This is a genomic window from Plebeiibacterium marinum (assembly GCF_026013615.1).
Taxonomy (GTDB): domain Bacteria; phylum Bacteroidota; class Bacteroidia; order Bacteroidales; family Marinilabiliaceae; genus Saccharicrinis; species Saccharicrinis marinus_A.
The window spans coordinates 1-14,179 of sequence record NZ_JAPDPI010000038.1; the positions used below are offsets into that span (position 1 = coordinate 1).

Below are 14,179 nucleotides of genomic sequence, written 5' to 3' on the forward strand. Positions count from 1 at the left end.
TTTGAAAATCATCAACGTCACAAATGTTTATAACATGTTAATTTATCAAGAAAATATTTATATTTTATTTTTACTCAAGGTTTCGAACACTAAAGGGCAATGTACTTACCCAAACGGCTGCAAAATTATCTAAAATTACGGTATGGCCGCAATTGGAGATAATAAGTCTATTCTTTTATCTTTTAAGATGAACCTCATATAATTAAATAACTTAAAACAACGTTATCAGAGGTCATTCAATTTGAACAACCTCTGATACATATTTTATTTATAGAGTGCCGAAGCTAGTGCCTCTAAATCTCCTTCCAGAGTTGGATAGGCTTTTTTAACAACAGCAACAAAACCTTCTTTTGTTTTTTCAGTTGACAAAATTTTGTTGACTTTCTTCAAATATTCTATTTCAAACTCTACCGTTTCAATATCTGTTGTTGCCATTCCGTGGCCTCCGATAACAACAGAGCAACCTGACGCTTTGACTTTTTCTAATTCTGAAAGCACAGCATTTACTGCATCCCGATTATGTATTTGTAGCGGACTTGGATGTGCTTTAGCTGGGGTAAAATGTGTGTAATATACTTTCTTTCCGATAATGATACTAGAAGCAGGAAAATCGGATGCTACACCAGGAGCAAATTGAAATTCAACCCCTGCCCAATTCTTTTTGGCATCTTTAGCAATAACTTCGGTTTCTGAGTATTTGGTAACATCCATTTTATCTTTGAACACATCGCCAAAATGGTTCATCATACCTCCATAAACAGCACCTTCCGAAAACTCAGGCATTCCTTCTACACGCACAAACAAAGACTCATCATAACCTGTAAATCCGGCAATGTGATAATCAGCAATTACTTTAACTACAGGTTTGCCTAATTGAGCAATATAGTCTTTCATCACTTTTATATCATCATAGAATGCTACTGGCTCAATAATTACAACTCCATTCTTACCTTCAATAATATAATTGATGTCGCCCAATGGGTCTCCGGTAACAAAGGAGTGTAATTTAAATTTGCCCAAATCTTTAACCTGGAACTTTTCTTGTGCTTGAACACAAACTACTATGCCAATAAAGGCTAACGCCAAAACTAACCTTTTCATAACTGTATTTTGAATGAGTTAATTGAATAAAATATTTACTTGTCGTAAACTCCATTAACTTCTTTGCCAATCACCATGATTTTATTGAAATCAGGAAGATGAGCTATTTCAGGAAGTATGGTTGTTCCGAAATCAATATAAACCAGTTTCTCATCCGATTCATTTTTAACCACGTGTGCACCTTTTTCTCCTGTAGGAAATCCGATAACATCTCCGGCTTTAACTTTTATTTCGCCATCTAAGGTACGCACAACTCCTTCTCCGCTGATAAAGTAGAAGACCTCTTCATTGGCTTCGTGGTAATGGTAACCATACGCATAATTCCCCGGTTCTACTTCTACAAAATTGGCTCTACATTTTGAAGTTTCTGCATCAGGGATAATGGTTTTTACAGTAAAGGCGTTGCCATCCCGGTCAATTTTTTCTCCATTTAAAGTGTCCAGGTTTTTAACGATTAAATTTTCCATAATAAATTTGTTTTTATTGTTATTAATGACACAAATGTGAAACATAAAATGAGTCTGTGCAAACGGGTTCGTAACCTAACAAATAGGTTAGAATTATTGAATAACAATGATTTACAGCTAAAAACTTTTTATAAAAAAGTTAATCACTAAATAAACTGTTGTATTCGTAATATTACATTACTCTCCAAAAGAGATTATTTTGTAATTTTGAAATCAAAAAATGAAAACAATACAACGATTAGATCCATTATACCCAACCTGCCCCATACGAAATATTATTGACCGCATAAGCGATAAATGGTCGCTTTTAATTTTGAGTACCTTGAACCAAAACGGTATTATGCGCTATAAGGAATTAAATAATGCTATTCCTGATATATCACAGAAAATGCTTTCCTGCACCTTGAAACGACTGGAAGCAAATAAATTGATTAACCGAAAAATGTATGCAGAAATACCACCCCGGGTAGAGTATTCGCTCACTGAAACCGGACAAAAGTTAATGCCTGCCATAGGTATGATGGTGGAATGGGCTTTGGAGCATTATGATGAAATAACAAAGTAAAGGGAGGATTTTAAGGATATTTTTAGGTTCTTGGCAATTTTAACTCTCAAAGAGGGCTAAAAATTGCCAGGAACCTGTATTTATTTACTAAAACACCTAATATATTTTTGGGCATATCTCTTGCCTAATTCCCTTTGAGCTGTACTATTAAAATGAACACGATCACCTTTCTCTTCCAAATCTTCTGCTTTTATTATTACAGCATACTTGTCCTTTCTCGCATATTTGCGATTTTCTTTATTTATCTGATGCCATAAATCTGGTTCTTTCGAAAATGCACCCAATTCACCTATCAATATAGGTAACTGATTGTTTTCAACATCATCCCTAAATGAGTTAAACAAATTTTTAAGGTTATCTTGTCGTTTTAAAATACCATTTTTATTAGCATCTGCTTCTCCCTGATGCCACAAAACAGCTTTTATTGTTCCATATTGTTTCCCCAGTGCTACTTTTTCTTTAAAGTTAGAATATAAAGGCACATTCCTGTGTGGAATATCTTTTATCCATTTATTAATTGAACTGCCCCCTACTGCTGTTGGAAGTAGCAAAAGATAAATATCTTCAGGAATGTTATTTAATAGATTTTTTGCAAAAGACAACCCGCACCCCAATCCTTTATAATCCGGGGTATAAAAGTGTATGGGTTCTTTTGCAACAATAACACCATTGTTACTGTTTATCGTTAAAATTCTATTGTTTGGCACTGTATCCTGGGCTTCAACAAGTCCACGACCTGCCATATTTGATTGGCCAGCTAATATAAATACCCAAACCTTACTTTTATCAGGTATATCTATTGCTTTTATTTCTTCCCTGGGAAAATACTTAGTTCTGTTGGTAGTTGCTTTTTGTGCAGATAAAATTAACACTTGTAGCAATATGATTAAAATCAGGACGTATTTCTTATAGTATGTTGTCATATCTGCTTATTCTTTTTTTTCATTATGCTTATCAATATCTATCCGGCTAATTGCAAGACCAGTATCTAACAGATATATTTTTATTTCTGCATTACCCTCTTTCTGTATATTCAAATGGAATTTTGCTTCAGCAAATCCTTGCAATACATGTTTCTTCCATTTGCCATCCTTTCGGTCGTGGTTTACATCAAAAAATTGAGGTTTGCTATCATTTATCACCAAGGCTAACAGCAACTTTCTACCTTTATGAATAGACCTGGAAGGCAAGCACTTTATGGAAACATCATAGTTACCTTTTTCTGCGGAAATACTGTAAGTTACACTTGGGGCACTTTTATAATTCTCATTCGAATACGAAGGGGTATTAAACGGATATCTTGAAATACTGTGCCCATCCAATCCGAGCCCTTTTACAGTAATGATTTCATTGCCTTCGCTATCTTGCTTGTCTACATACTGATCTGCCAGAAGGGAAATCTTGCTTTTGGCAATATTTAGCTCAAAAGGAGCGTCACGATGAATGTACCTGGTATCATATTCCTGCTTATAAAGGGATTGATCTTCCACAACTTCGCGCACTGCAACATCTGGCATTCCATATACCTTCAAATTTCTGGGCGAATCTGTAATAATACCATCCCACTTGCCATTCTCTATATTATGGTTATAAAAATCAGTCATTGCATGTATCTCATTAAAAGCATCTTTTGAATATTTTGAGAATAGTTTGGCTTTTTGAGGATTGCTTTTTAATACTTCAAAACTCATTGCTGCATAACAAATTTTTTTATTCATCAATGCCATACCCTTTACCGGATATTCTACCAGCTGGAAAAAAGCACTTAATAAATGTTCCGGTATTTTAGGCTTTATGTCATTCACCATTTCTAGCATTTTTTCACTTGCAGCAAGACGTTCCGTACGTGTTTGCTTATCGTAAGTTGCGGTAACTAAATGCTCTGGCTTTCCTGTTTGAGCCAGCTTATAATATTCCTTCTTTATTTTTGCAATATCAGAAGCCAGCTGAGTACCAAAGGTTTTGTTGGCCCAATATGTAAGATATTCTGATACATTTTGAGGATTCCATTTTTCTGCCTCCCAGGCCAAATCCATAAAAAACTCGGTTTCTAACTCGGCAGGTTTTATATCCCCTACATTAACCACCCACAAACGATCAGCACCAAACTGGTAGGCTTTAGTCATCTCGTATGATATCAGAGATGGAGAAATAGTACTTAACCACAAATAGTCGTGGGGACTTCCTAAATAAGATAGGTGATAATAGATTCCACTCGAACCTTTTCGCTTTTGCTCATCCGGGTTCGACAAGCGCCTGATATATCCATAGTTATCATCTGTCCAAACCAATGTTACATCATCTGGAATCTGCAAACCTCCATCATATAGCCCAAGTACTTCTTTATAAGGACAAAACAATTGAGCTACCTGGTCTTCCCCTCCAAAATGGCTTTTAAATATTCCACGTTGGTCTTTGATGATGGTATCCAACAAAGCTATTTTGTCTTCCTCCGTTTTTGGCCCCTGAATACCACCATCTCTAACCCCTCGCATACCAATGGTATATAACGATTCATAATCCTTAGTCTCAGCTACGCGATCATCCCAATAACGGAATACTTGTTTTTTATTAATATCATAGCGATATGGTTTGGGCTCTTCTGCATATTCATTTACAAAGTTTTTCTGCCATTCAAACGTATTGCTTCTTAGCATCTGATCGCAATGAGTAGATCCCATTACAATTGCATATTTATCGGCTACCACAGGATTATCTTTATAATAAAAAAATGCTTTGGTGCTATCATGCATTGCAGGCCATATAAAATTTCCCCGTAATCTTAAAAGTAATTCATATACAAGCGCATAAGTTTTAGGACCAATATCTTTTACATCTGTATCAATATTTTTTCCTGCCCATACATTAAGTCCCCAATCCTCATCATTTATAAAAATACCCCTGTATTTTACGCTTGGCTCATTTGAAATAAAAGTACCATCTGTAACATACAGTTCATCTCTTTTTTGAGGCTTTACATCAGCCCAATACACCCATGGAGAAACACCTGACATTCTGGATAATTCAAAAAGGCCATAAGCAGCACCTCTTCTATCGCTCCCAACAATAACAAGAGCCTTATCAACACCATCAAAAGGCTTAATTACTGTTGAAATAGAAAAACATTCCCATTTATTTTTTACTGCAGATACATCAACCTTTCCTTCCGATATAAAGGCATCAATATACTTGGATCGTCCAATTGTTCCTGCAATAATTACAGTTGCTCCTGCTTCATTTTCATTATGTATCACGCTTGGTTTTTTACCTGTAATATGATTTATATCTCCGGCTACAGCGTTTGCAACGATAGAAACCACCTCCGCATCTCCTTTATCAACTAATATTGATGAAACAAACTCTTTATTTACAAGGGGCATTGCTCCTGAAGTATCAGAAAACACCACATGTAATTCTTTTTCAGTACTCTGCTGACAGGATACCAGTATAAATACCAACAATAATCCCGGAACTATACATTCTAATAATTTCATATTTCTAGCTTTATCTATTATTTTAAATAACTCATTTCCTTTAACCACTTCTCACATAGCTCAACACACAGCTCAGTACTTCCAGGATTGTTATTCATGTAAATATGATGCCCTCCATAAGGGAAAATATGGGGAGATGAAAGAATTCCTTTTTGGCAAAGAGCCTCATAAAACAAAACACTGTTCATTACGCTCACTCCATGATCATTAGCTGTATGTACAATAAATGCCGGAGGAGTGGATTTTGTAACCTATTGTTCGCATGAAAAGCGTTTGATCAATAAAATTTCAGGTTTCTCTCCCAGCAAATTAGAAAGGCTTCCTTTGTGTCCAAAATAATCCATAGTTATCACAGGTGAAATTAATATCATAAAACTTGGTATAAATGGAATACTGTCGAGTTCATCATTAATTAATGTAAAATCATGCAAATATGTACCTGATGTTTATAAGCACCTCCCGGACAAATTAAAACTGCAGCTCGTTTATTTTCTTGTTTTGATGCAAAAAAAGTATAGATACCCGGTTGACCTACTCGTTTTATTCTTTCATTTGAAATACTATCAACCATCTGTATTCCTTTTGAATTAGGCATATTACCTTCTTTCCCAATTGCATGAAATTGCTGAAAAATAGATCAATAGTGCAGAAAAATACAATACAAATACTAACAAGTAGTGAACTTCTTATTTGAATCTTCATTATAAATTACCAGCTTATTTTTTATTCTGAAATAGAATTATTAACTAAGTTATTCTCTCGAAAATAGCTTGATAAATCCAATTGTTGTTTATTAATTTCGTCCACAAACAATCGGGCTATTTCTATAGCACCTTTATTATTTAGGTGAGTAGAATCTTGTTTTCTACTCGTATAATTGTATATCTCTTTAGATTTCTCTGGCCCCATTTCTGTCACTAACTTACGGGTTAAAGTCTCCATATCAACATAAGGTACCATAGATTCCTCAGCCACTCGTTTTGAAGCTACAATATAATCACCATGGGTATCCTTTAAGCTGCCATCTTCATTAAACTGCCGGCGAACAATAGAAGAACAGATAATGGGTGTACCTCCTTTAGCTTTAGATTCTTTAATAAACCTATCCAAATTAGCCTTAAACGATCCATAAGGCTCCGTATGACGTGCTGTATCAGGCTTCTCATCATTATGCCCGAATTGAATAATAACATAGTCTCCTCGTTTAAGGCTATCGCATACTACCTGCCAACGCCCTTCATTAATAAAACTCAACGAACTCCGTCCACTGGCTGCATGGTTATGAATAGTTGCCTGTTCATTAGTAAACAACTTCAATCCTTCTCCCCAACCCGACTCAGGTGCTCTTGATGGCTTTTTCCAGGCCATAGTTGAATCTCCAATTAGCCATATTGATGTATTCTTTTGAGATGTACAGCCAAACAAAGAAATGCAAATAAAAATGTAAATAAAACGCTTCATGATACTACATATTTAAGTTAATTTCCTTCCGGTTTTTCTGCATCAAAAGCTGGGGTCAGAGGCCAGTAAAAATTATCCACAAGATCAGGATTTGCCGGATTAAAAGGTTTAAAATCATCAACTATATAATTTTTAAACTCATTCATGCAAATCATTTTGGAAACAACACATTTAGCAAGTTCATATGCCCTATATGCATTAAAATGGGTATTATCTTTCAATTCTCTGTTTACTCCGGGAAAAGTGTTGAGAGGATAGTGAACAAAAGCTTTTTTAGAACCTTCAACTCCTAAAGCTTCATATAAGGTTTTAGACATTGCATTTAAGTCAATCAACCGAATGCCTTCCTCTATAGACAATTGTCTCATTGCATCAGGATAGTCTCCGAGTGTATTCACTAATTTTCCTTTTTCATCAAATTTTCTTCTATTGGTTGAGGTTACCAAAACAGGTATACCTCCTTTACTTTTAGCCTCATTAATAAAAAAGCGCAATTCATCCTGATACGTGGTAAATGGCTCTACATAGCACGAGCCTTTTTTTTGATCATTATGGGCAAATTCCATAAAAAGGTAATCACCAGGTTGCATTACACTTATCACCTTTTTCAATCTGTTTTGGTATTTAAAAGATTTAAGCGTAAGCCCGGATTCTGCATAATTGGCAACCACAACCTTGGGTGACAAAAAACGGGGCAACATTTGCCCCCATGAAGCCCAAGGTTCTCTTGCCTGATCGGTTACGGTTGAGTTTCCTGCTAAAAAAATAACAGGTAAATCTTTTACCTCCTCAACAACAATTGATGATACAGATGGCCATGATCCGTTAAATTCCAGACAAAGATTGTTATCCCAGTTTGTGGAGCCAAATTCTCTTTTATTTAACCTTATACGCAAACTATCATTTATTTCAGGCCTGCGTACATCCACAACAAAGCTTTTTGTAACAGATTGACCTTCAGTCGTAGTTATATTTTCCAACATTAATCTGCGTGATTCGGCTTTTACTGTTGTTTCTGATTTCTTTGATGCACTCCCAAGTGTTACCGTAACTTTGTATCTGCCTTCTTCCAGATTTAATTGAAAAAAAAAGGGTTGTTCTGAAGTTATACAATCATCCATTAACCTATCCCCTTTCTTTGCTTCAACTGAACAAAGCTCTCCATTTGGACAAAGCATACCATACCCCAAGTTATCGGAATAAGTTGTCTCGGGAGTTACGACAACATATCCTTTTTCAACCTCGCTGCTTCCAAGGTCAAATTTCCACTGTTTATTAGATTCTGCAATTAATGGTTGCGTAAACTGTATTAAAAGCAACATACAAACTGCGAATAATATATTTTTAACTCTGAACATATCTGATAAATTCATTCATAACTATTTCAAATTATTGTATCATAACCTTTTCAGTGGCCTTTTTACCATCTTTATCATACGCTACAATTACAAAAACACCAGAATTGTATTGGCTTAATGATATTATTTCCTGATCCGATTTAACAGTTATGGATTCCTGTAGCTGACCTACAATTGAAAAAATATTAATTTTTGTCAAGCCCTTCATTGATACCGTAATTTCTCTACTATTGTAAAACACTTTCAAATCTGTTTTATCTTTATTGACATAATTTGTTGATGTTGTAATTCCGCTTAACCTGCCAATTTCACGCATAAAAATATTATGAGCTTCATCTGTATATCCATAGTAATTGAATACAGTCATTCCATCAATCCTTATATTATCATTTCCAATACCAAAAAATACGCGTTCACCTTTAGGAGTAGCAGGACTACTACCATTATGGCACGCCTGATTTGCAGGGAAACGCACGAAAAGCGGGAATCCATAACTTGTTGTTGCCATCACTGTTCCGCTACAAATATCTGCAGCAACATCTGGTAAAATATCATATTGCCCACTCCACCATGCAACTGGTGTATTTATTCCTTCAAAAACTACATCTGAAGTTTCTAATATAGTAGCCTCCAAAACTGCCTCTTGTGTATTGTCATGAGAAGCTGTAGTTGTATTAAACCACCCCATTTTATCAGAACGTAACGCCCAAAGATTAGTGCATATAACGGGCACTTCCAGATTATTCCAAAGATCAGCATTCGCACCCGTAAAATTGCTACTACTTATTCCCCTTCCTATAATTACCAATGCAGCATTTTCCAATTGAGCTTGTTGTTCTGTTGTCCAATCACTAATAACCGGAAGGCTAATTGCAGTAACTTCATAACCATATGATTTAATACGATCTACTACTTCAAGATCAGCATTAATATTTGTTCCTGCATAAACATTGATAAGTGATTCGGAATCATTATATATATAAATGATACCGGTTGATTGAGAATAAATACCTGTACTATAAAGGCACAATACTATTAAAATAAATAATTGTAGAGTCTTTTTCATAACTAAAATAATAAAATGTTAATATTAAAATGTAGTAAACAAAGGTTGCATATAGGAAAGCGTTAACAACATACTTTATAATTGTCATTTAACACTTTCCATCTTTATTCTGGATACTCTATTGTTAATTAATTGAATATTTATAATACATTATCAGTTCTTTACAACCTTAAACTGATGTATTTCCTCATCAATTAAAGCACGTATTACATATATGCCTGAAGAAAGCCCTTGAAGACTTAAAGTTATTTGTCGGTCAGATGATGATATTGTGGAAATATTTAATCCATCCATGGTATAAAGGCTAACTATTTTAACATTATCTGTTGTAAATGAAACATTGACAAAATCTATTGCCGGATTTGGATATACCGTGATTTTCTCCCTGCTTAAGTCCTCTATTCCATTGCTAATGGTAACTTTAATTATACCTTGTGTTTGTAATTCACTGAGATCCCATACCAAACCGTTTCCCGGTGTTGCTGGCGTAATCGATTCAAACTCGCCAGTTATATCAGCACAATCAAATAATAAATATTCATCCCCTGCTGCAAAAACTTCAGTTCCAGGATTGACTATATTTAAGCCTCCGGCAATATTTACACTTCCTGCTACTTGTGTGTAAGATGATTGTTTTAACGAAGGATCCAATATCACTTTGTATACAGAACCAGTCATAAAAGAAAGGTTATTAGTCAATGACATTTTTGAGTTTACTACTCCTGTCCCCGGATAAAAAGTACCTCCATTATTAATAGTAACTGCACCCGAAATTATACCTCTGCCACTTAATGTTCCTGTTTCATTAACTGATACAGCTCCTAAACCTGTAGCACTTCCTGATGTATTATTTACAGTTAAGATACCTCCATTAATTTTTGTAACTCCTGTATATGAGTTTTCATTGCCGCTTAAAGTAAAATTACCTGTTCCTACTTTTTCCAGACTCCCCGCAGAGATCTCCCCTTCAAATTCTGTATCAATATTTTTGTTACCTATGATGTAATTCTCTGAACCACCTAAAATACCTGAACCTGACAATGCTCCTAAAATTAATGTAGTACCTTTTTCATTTGATGTATATACACGTGTATTAACAATTACATGAGCATTGGGTAAACCACTGCTATGGTTGATTCTTAATTTTCCATTGTATTTACTTGAATAGGTTGAAACAGCATTTAAGGTTCCATAGAACTCGCTCATATCGCCGTTTAAATCAGTACGGACATATGGAATATTCATATTTAAGTACCCTCCTCCAAAAAGCTTACCTGTATAATACCCACGGGCATCCATATTTATTGTACCTGTTTTATCCTCTGGAACTTCAATATACCAGGCCAATGTATTATATGAATTTGCATTACTATTACATTTTACCGTTCCTCCTTGAATAGAAATCGTATCTCCTGGAGTAACTTCATCATACAATAACTTAAGAGTACCTTCTTGCAATACGGTTTTTTGAATATTAGGATTTTGCACATAAACTAACTGACCTGCTCCTGTTTTTGTTAAAACACTTCCTTCAATTTCCTCATTCCACTGAACATCATTCAAGGTATTTATTGTAGCCCCCTTACTTCCTATTGAAATAGCCCGGTCTGAGTTGCTTGTCTCATTAATTGTGACAATTCCCCCATTAATTTCGAATAGTGAGGCGTCAGCACTAATTGATCCTAGCGCTCCTTTATTTTGTACAGATGGCATGCTATTAATAACCAGTTCTCCTCCTAAAACAGAAACTTTCCCTGAAAAATCGTTATCATTTAGAATAGATAACTTTCCACTGCCTGATTTTGTAAATGATACACTGCCTGAAATATAACCCTCTCCATCAAAATTATAATCTTCAGATGCATCAACAGTAATTGACGAAGGTGTAACTTCTGACGCAATATTTACATCCTTGATTTCTGCATTATCATTGAATATTACCTCATCCTGATCAACGAAATAATATGATTCGCTATTGTTTAGAAAATTATTTGTAATAGCTAAATCCCAGTCGTTTGAGCTACTAACCCCATTCCATGTAATTATTGCATTTTCGCCTCTAACAGGCCATATATATAAATAAACTTTCCCATTCTCTACCAATATTTTTGCTGGAGTACCAGATATACCTTTAACGGATATATTTTCAATTGCTCCATTAATATCTCCTGTTACAGTTACTAATAAATATTTTCCAGGTTCTAATTTTTCAACTCCATCAGCAAGGTGTGGTCTTATATTAAATACAACTTTATTGCTAAAAGAAAAATTTCCGGTAACAGTCAAAACATCATTTTCCGTACTCTCTGGTGTATATAAATCAAATCCTAGTGAAGATGCTTCATCCATAGATAAACCATTAGTAACAGAAAGACTTCCGGATTGGTCACCTGATCCTATTTCCAATGCTGAACCATATTTTAATGTTAATCCGTTTTGTAATGCTCCAACTGCATTTAGTTTACCAAAGAATTCTAATTCAACCGGACTACTCTTTATGGTTCCATTAAAATCCAAAGTTCCATTCCATATTTCAGTTTTTCCAGTATAATCATGAGTACCGTTCAAGGAAAATGACCCTAATCCTTGTTTGATAAGTTTCATTGATCCACTTAATTTACCAACTGTTGCATCCAATGAATAATTACCAACAGAATTAACTGTAACAGATTTAGGATTTACTGTTTCTGCTAAAGAGAGACTTACATCCTCACCGGCAGAAACATCGAATAAAACTGCTCCACCATCAGTATATGAAACATCGTTTCCATCCAAATTAAAATTAGTAGATGTTGTATTCCAATCTCCGGTTGTATAAACATATTTTTTATTAGAAATAATAGGAGGGGGAGGCGCTAAAAGTCCTTCTTTTTCTCCTACAAAATAACTTACATGGGGAGGTTGATTGTAACCACACATTTGCCAACATATTGCCTGACGATACTGATGATCGTGCATTAGCGAATAATTACGGTAAATTGTTGGATCAATTGTAGTATAAATACGAATCTCTGTATCATCTTCGCTTCTCCAAACAACTTCTTCCCTCCAATCTCCAAATAAGTCAGCCTGTAAACATGGCGTTCCTTTTGTATAATTACACGATATAGCTCCATCTGCAACCAGAATATTTCCTTGCCCATTCTTAATAATACATCCTGTACCATAGCCTTTAGTTGATGTAAAGTTGGTATGATTAAGTGTTTCTTCTAATAAATCACCATCCCAAAATATTCTAAAATTTGATGCTCCTTCAATGCTTCCAATATCCTCTCTGGTTGTGGCAGAATATTTATGAACACTACCCCATAGTTCTGCCCCATAAAATTCATTACTAACATTAGCAGCCATACAACGTCCACAATCCCGTCCAAATATATCATGAATCAATATCTCTCCAGTTGCTCCATCGTATAATGCTGTACCAAAAACAGGATTTTCTTCTAAACACCTCCAAATTTCAGTTCCCTTTCTATAAGGATCTAAATCCCCAACATGCAAAGCATCTCCATGCCCCATTTCAGTTGAATATAATCCATTACCATCATCATCAACAGTCATACCTCCCCATACAATTTCATCTCGTCCATCCTGATCTACATCAGCCACAGTATAATTATGATTTCCTTGTGCATAGTATGGATCCGATTCAGTCGTTGCCCTAAATTCCCAACGTGGAACTAACTTCATATCAACAACATCATAGGTTCGCATAACTGTTTTCGTATAGATACCACGACCAATAAACAAACTGGGATGTTTTCCATCCAAATATGGAGCACCAAAGAAGAACTTATTTGCACGATGTCCATATGAGTCGCCCCACCATTCGGCTGAAATACGAGGTATAAAGTCCACTCGATCAAGTTCAACTCCGGTTTCTCCATCTATCAATGATAAAAACTCCGGACCTTCCGTCATGTACTGCATATTGCTATTCTGATTTACTGAATATCGATAGTTTGTAATCCCATCACCATCGGTATCTCCTATCTCAGTACCATCTCCAAAGATGGTTCCTTCCGAAGTACGCATAAATACTTCTGCTTTTCCATCCTCATTAAAGTCAAACGTTGCAATATTAATTTCCACACTACCGGGAGATAAAATATTTGGACCAACATTGATTTCCCATAACAATGTTCCATCTAATTTATAAGCTTCGAAATATGAAAATTTAGTTTCGTTCTCTACACTAACATCCTTTTGTCTTCGTTTAACAATGATTTCATATTCACCATCACCATCCAAATCGGCAGTTGTCGCATCATTAATCTGATAATCTTCAGTATTTCTGACTTTCATGGGTATAGACAAATACTGCTGAGCTAATGGTGATATTGCATCACATTGAGATTGCTCAATTCCATCAACAATTGCACTTACTGTATAAGTAGACTCTGATGTCCCATTTGCATCTTCATAATTCGAGACACTTAATGGTTCTGTATTAAGTTTGGTACCATCACGATAGATATTAAAGTTTACTCCATCCCATTCATAGCCGAGTAACCTCCAACTTAAAAACACGCCGTTTGTTGTTTTAACTGCAATTAATCCTCTGTCTAATTCTTCCATCTTTCGTTGCCCAAAAGAGTTAAAAGAAATCAGTATAAAAATTGCTAACAAGCTAAAAAGCAAAGAAATTCTTTTCATTTTTTGTAGAT

10 protein-coding genes are annotated in these 14,179 nt (G+C 35.2%); 1 reads left to right on the plus strand and 9 read right to left on the minus strand.

Translation table 11 applies throughout. The features are described from left to right. Positions 1 to 264: 264 nt before the first annotated feature. Positions 265 to 1,101: a hypothetical protein gene (locus OM074_RS15840; RefSeq protein WP_301201196.1), complete on the minus strand. Its 837-nt coding sequence runs from the start codon at positions 1,099 to 1,101 to the stop codon at positions 265 to 267. A gap of 35 nt (positions 1,102 to 1,136) precedes the next feature. Continuing rightward, complete coding sequence (locus tag OM074_RS15845; RefSeq protein ID WP_301201198.1) at positions 1,137 to 1,568, minus strand: cupin domain-containing protein; 432 nt, start codon at positions 1,566 to 1,568, stop codon at positions 1,137 to 1,139. A 220-nt stretch (positions 1,569 to 1,788) separates the two neighbouring features. On the opposite strand from OM074_RS15845, the gene OM074_RS15850 reads away from it, so the two are divergent. Beyond that, on the plus strand, positions 1,789 to 2,133 hold the full coding sequence (locus OM074_RS15850) for a winged helix-turn-helix transcriptional regulator (RefSeq protein WP_301201200.1): 345 nt from the start codon (positions 1,789 to 1,791) through the stop codon (positions 2,131 to 2,133). Between the two features lie 80 nt (positions 2,134 to 2,213). Here OM074_RS15850 and OM074_RS15855 read toward each other — a convergent pair whose 3' ends face one another. The 7 genes from OM074_RS15855 to OM074_RS15885 all read right to left on the minus strand — a co-directional run bounded on the left by OM074_RS15855 (position 2,214) and on the right by OM074_RS15885 (position 14,168). After that, positions 2,214 to 3,056 carry a sialate O-acetylesterase gene (locus tag OM074_RS15855; RefSeq protein WP_301201202.1) on the minus strand — a complete coding sequence of 281 codons (843 nt, stop codon included), beginning with the start codon at positions 3,054 to 3,056 and terminating at the stop codon, positions 2,214 to 2,216. Between the two features lie 6 nt (positions 3,057 to 3,062). Then, positions 3,063 to 5,627 carry a glycosyl hydrolase 115 family protein gene (locus tag OM074_RS15860; RefSeq protein WP_301201204.1) on the minus strand — a complete coding sequence of 855 codons (2,565 nt, stop codon included), beginning with the start codon at positions 5,625 to 5,627 and terminating at the stop codon, positions 3,063 to 3,065. A gap of 412 nt (positions 5,628 to 6,039) precedes the next feature. Beyond that, entirely contained in the window at positions 6,040 to 6,198 is a 159-nt protein-coding gene (locus tag OM074_RS15865; RefSeq protein WP_301201206.1) for a hypothetical protein, read from the minus strand. Between the two features lie 152 nt (positions 6,199 to 6,350). Beyond that, positions 6,351 to 7,088 carry a rhamnogalacturonan acetylesterase gene (locus OM074_RS15870; protein WP_301201208.1) on the minus strand — a complete coding sequence of 246 codons (738 nt, stop codon included), beginning with the start codon at positions 7,086 to 7,088 and terminating at the stop codon, positions 6,351 to 6,353. Positions 7,089 to 7,105: 17 nt separating this feature from the next. After that, positions 7,106 to 8,410 carry a rhamnogalacturonan acetylesterase gene (locus OM074_RS15875; RefSeq protein WP_301201209.1) on the minus strand — a complete coding sequence of 435 codons (1,305 nt, stop codon included), beginning with the start codon at positions 8,408 to 8,410 and terminating at the stop codon, positions 7,106 to 7,108. A gap of 67 nt (positions 8,411 to 8,477) precedes the next feature. Then, complete coding sequence (locus OM074_RS15880; RefSeq protein ID WP_301201211.1) at positions 8,478 to 9,512, minus strand: hypothetical protein; 1,035 nt, start codon at positions 9,510 to 9,512, stop codon at positions 8,478 to 8,480. Positions 9,513 to 9,665: 153 nt separating this feature from the next. Next, positions 9,666 to 14,168 carry a rhamnogalacturonan lyase family protein gene (locus tag OM074_RS15885; protein ID WP_301201213.1) on the minus strand — a complete coding sequence of 1,501 codons (4,503 nt, stop codon included), beginning with the start codon at positions 14,166 to 14,168 and terminating at the stop codon, positions 9,666 to 9,668. Positions 14,169 to 14,179 lie beyond the last annotated feature (11 nt).

Bases quoted from the DNA above. Each gene is read 5' to 3' on its own strand.
- OM074_RS15855 (WP_301201202.1), bottom strand. From the start codon at position 3,056: ATGACAACATACTATAAGAAATACGTCCTGATTTTAATCATATTGCTA.
- OM074_RS15860 (WP_301201204.1), bottom strand. From the start codon at position 5,627: ATGAAATTATTAGAATGTATAGTTCCGGGATTATTGTTGGTATTTATA.
- OM074_RS15870 (WP_301201208.1), bottom strand. From the start codon at position 7,088: ATGAAGCGTTTTATTTACATTTTTATTTGCATTTCTTTGTTTGGCTGT.
- OM074_RS15850 (WP_301201200.1), top strand. From the start codon at position 1,789: ATGAAAACAATACAACGATTAGATCCATTATACCCAACCTGCCCCATA.
- OM074_RS15875 (WP_301201209.1), bottom strand. From the start codon at position 8,410: ATGTTGCTTTTAATACAGTTTACGCAACCATTAATTGCAGAATCTAAT.
- OM074_RS15865 (WP_301201206.1), bottom strand. From the start codon at position 6,198: ATGGTTGATAGTATTTCAAATGAAAGAATAAAACGAGTAGGTCAACCG.
- OM074_RS15885 (WP_301201213.1), bottom strand. From the start codon at position 14,168: ATGAAAAGAATTTCTTTGCTTTTTAGCTTGTTAGCAATTTTTATACTG.
- OM074_RS15840 (WP_301201196.1), bottom strand. From the start codon at position 1,101: ATGAAAAGGTTAGTTTTGGCGTTAGCCTTTATTGGCATAGTAGTTTGT.
- OM074_RS15880 (WP_301201211.1), bottom strand. From the start codon at position 9,512: ATGAAAAAGACTCTACAATTATTTATTTTAATAGTATTGTGCCTTTAT.
- OM074_RS15845 (WP_301201198.1), bottom strand. From the start codon at position 1,568: ATGGAAAATTTAATCGTTAAAAACCTGGACACTTTAAATGGAGAAAAA.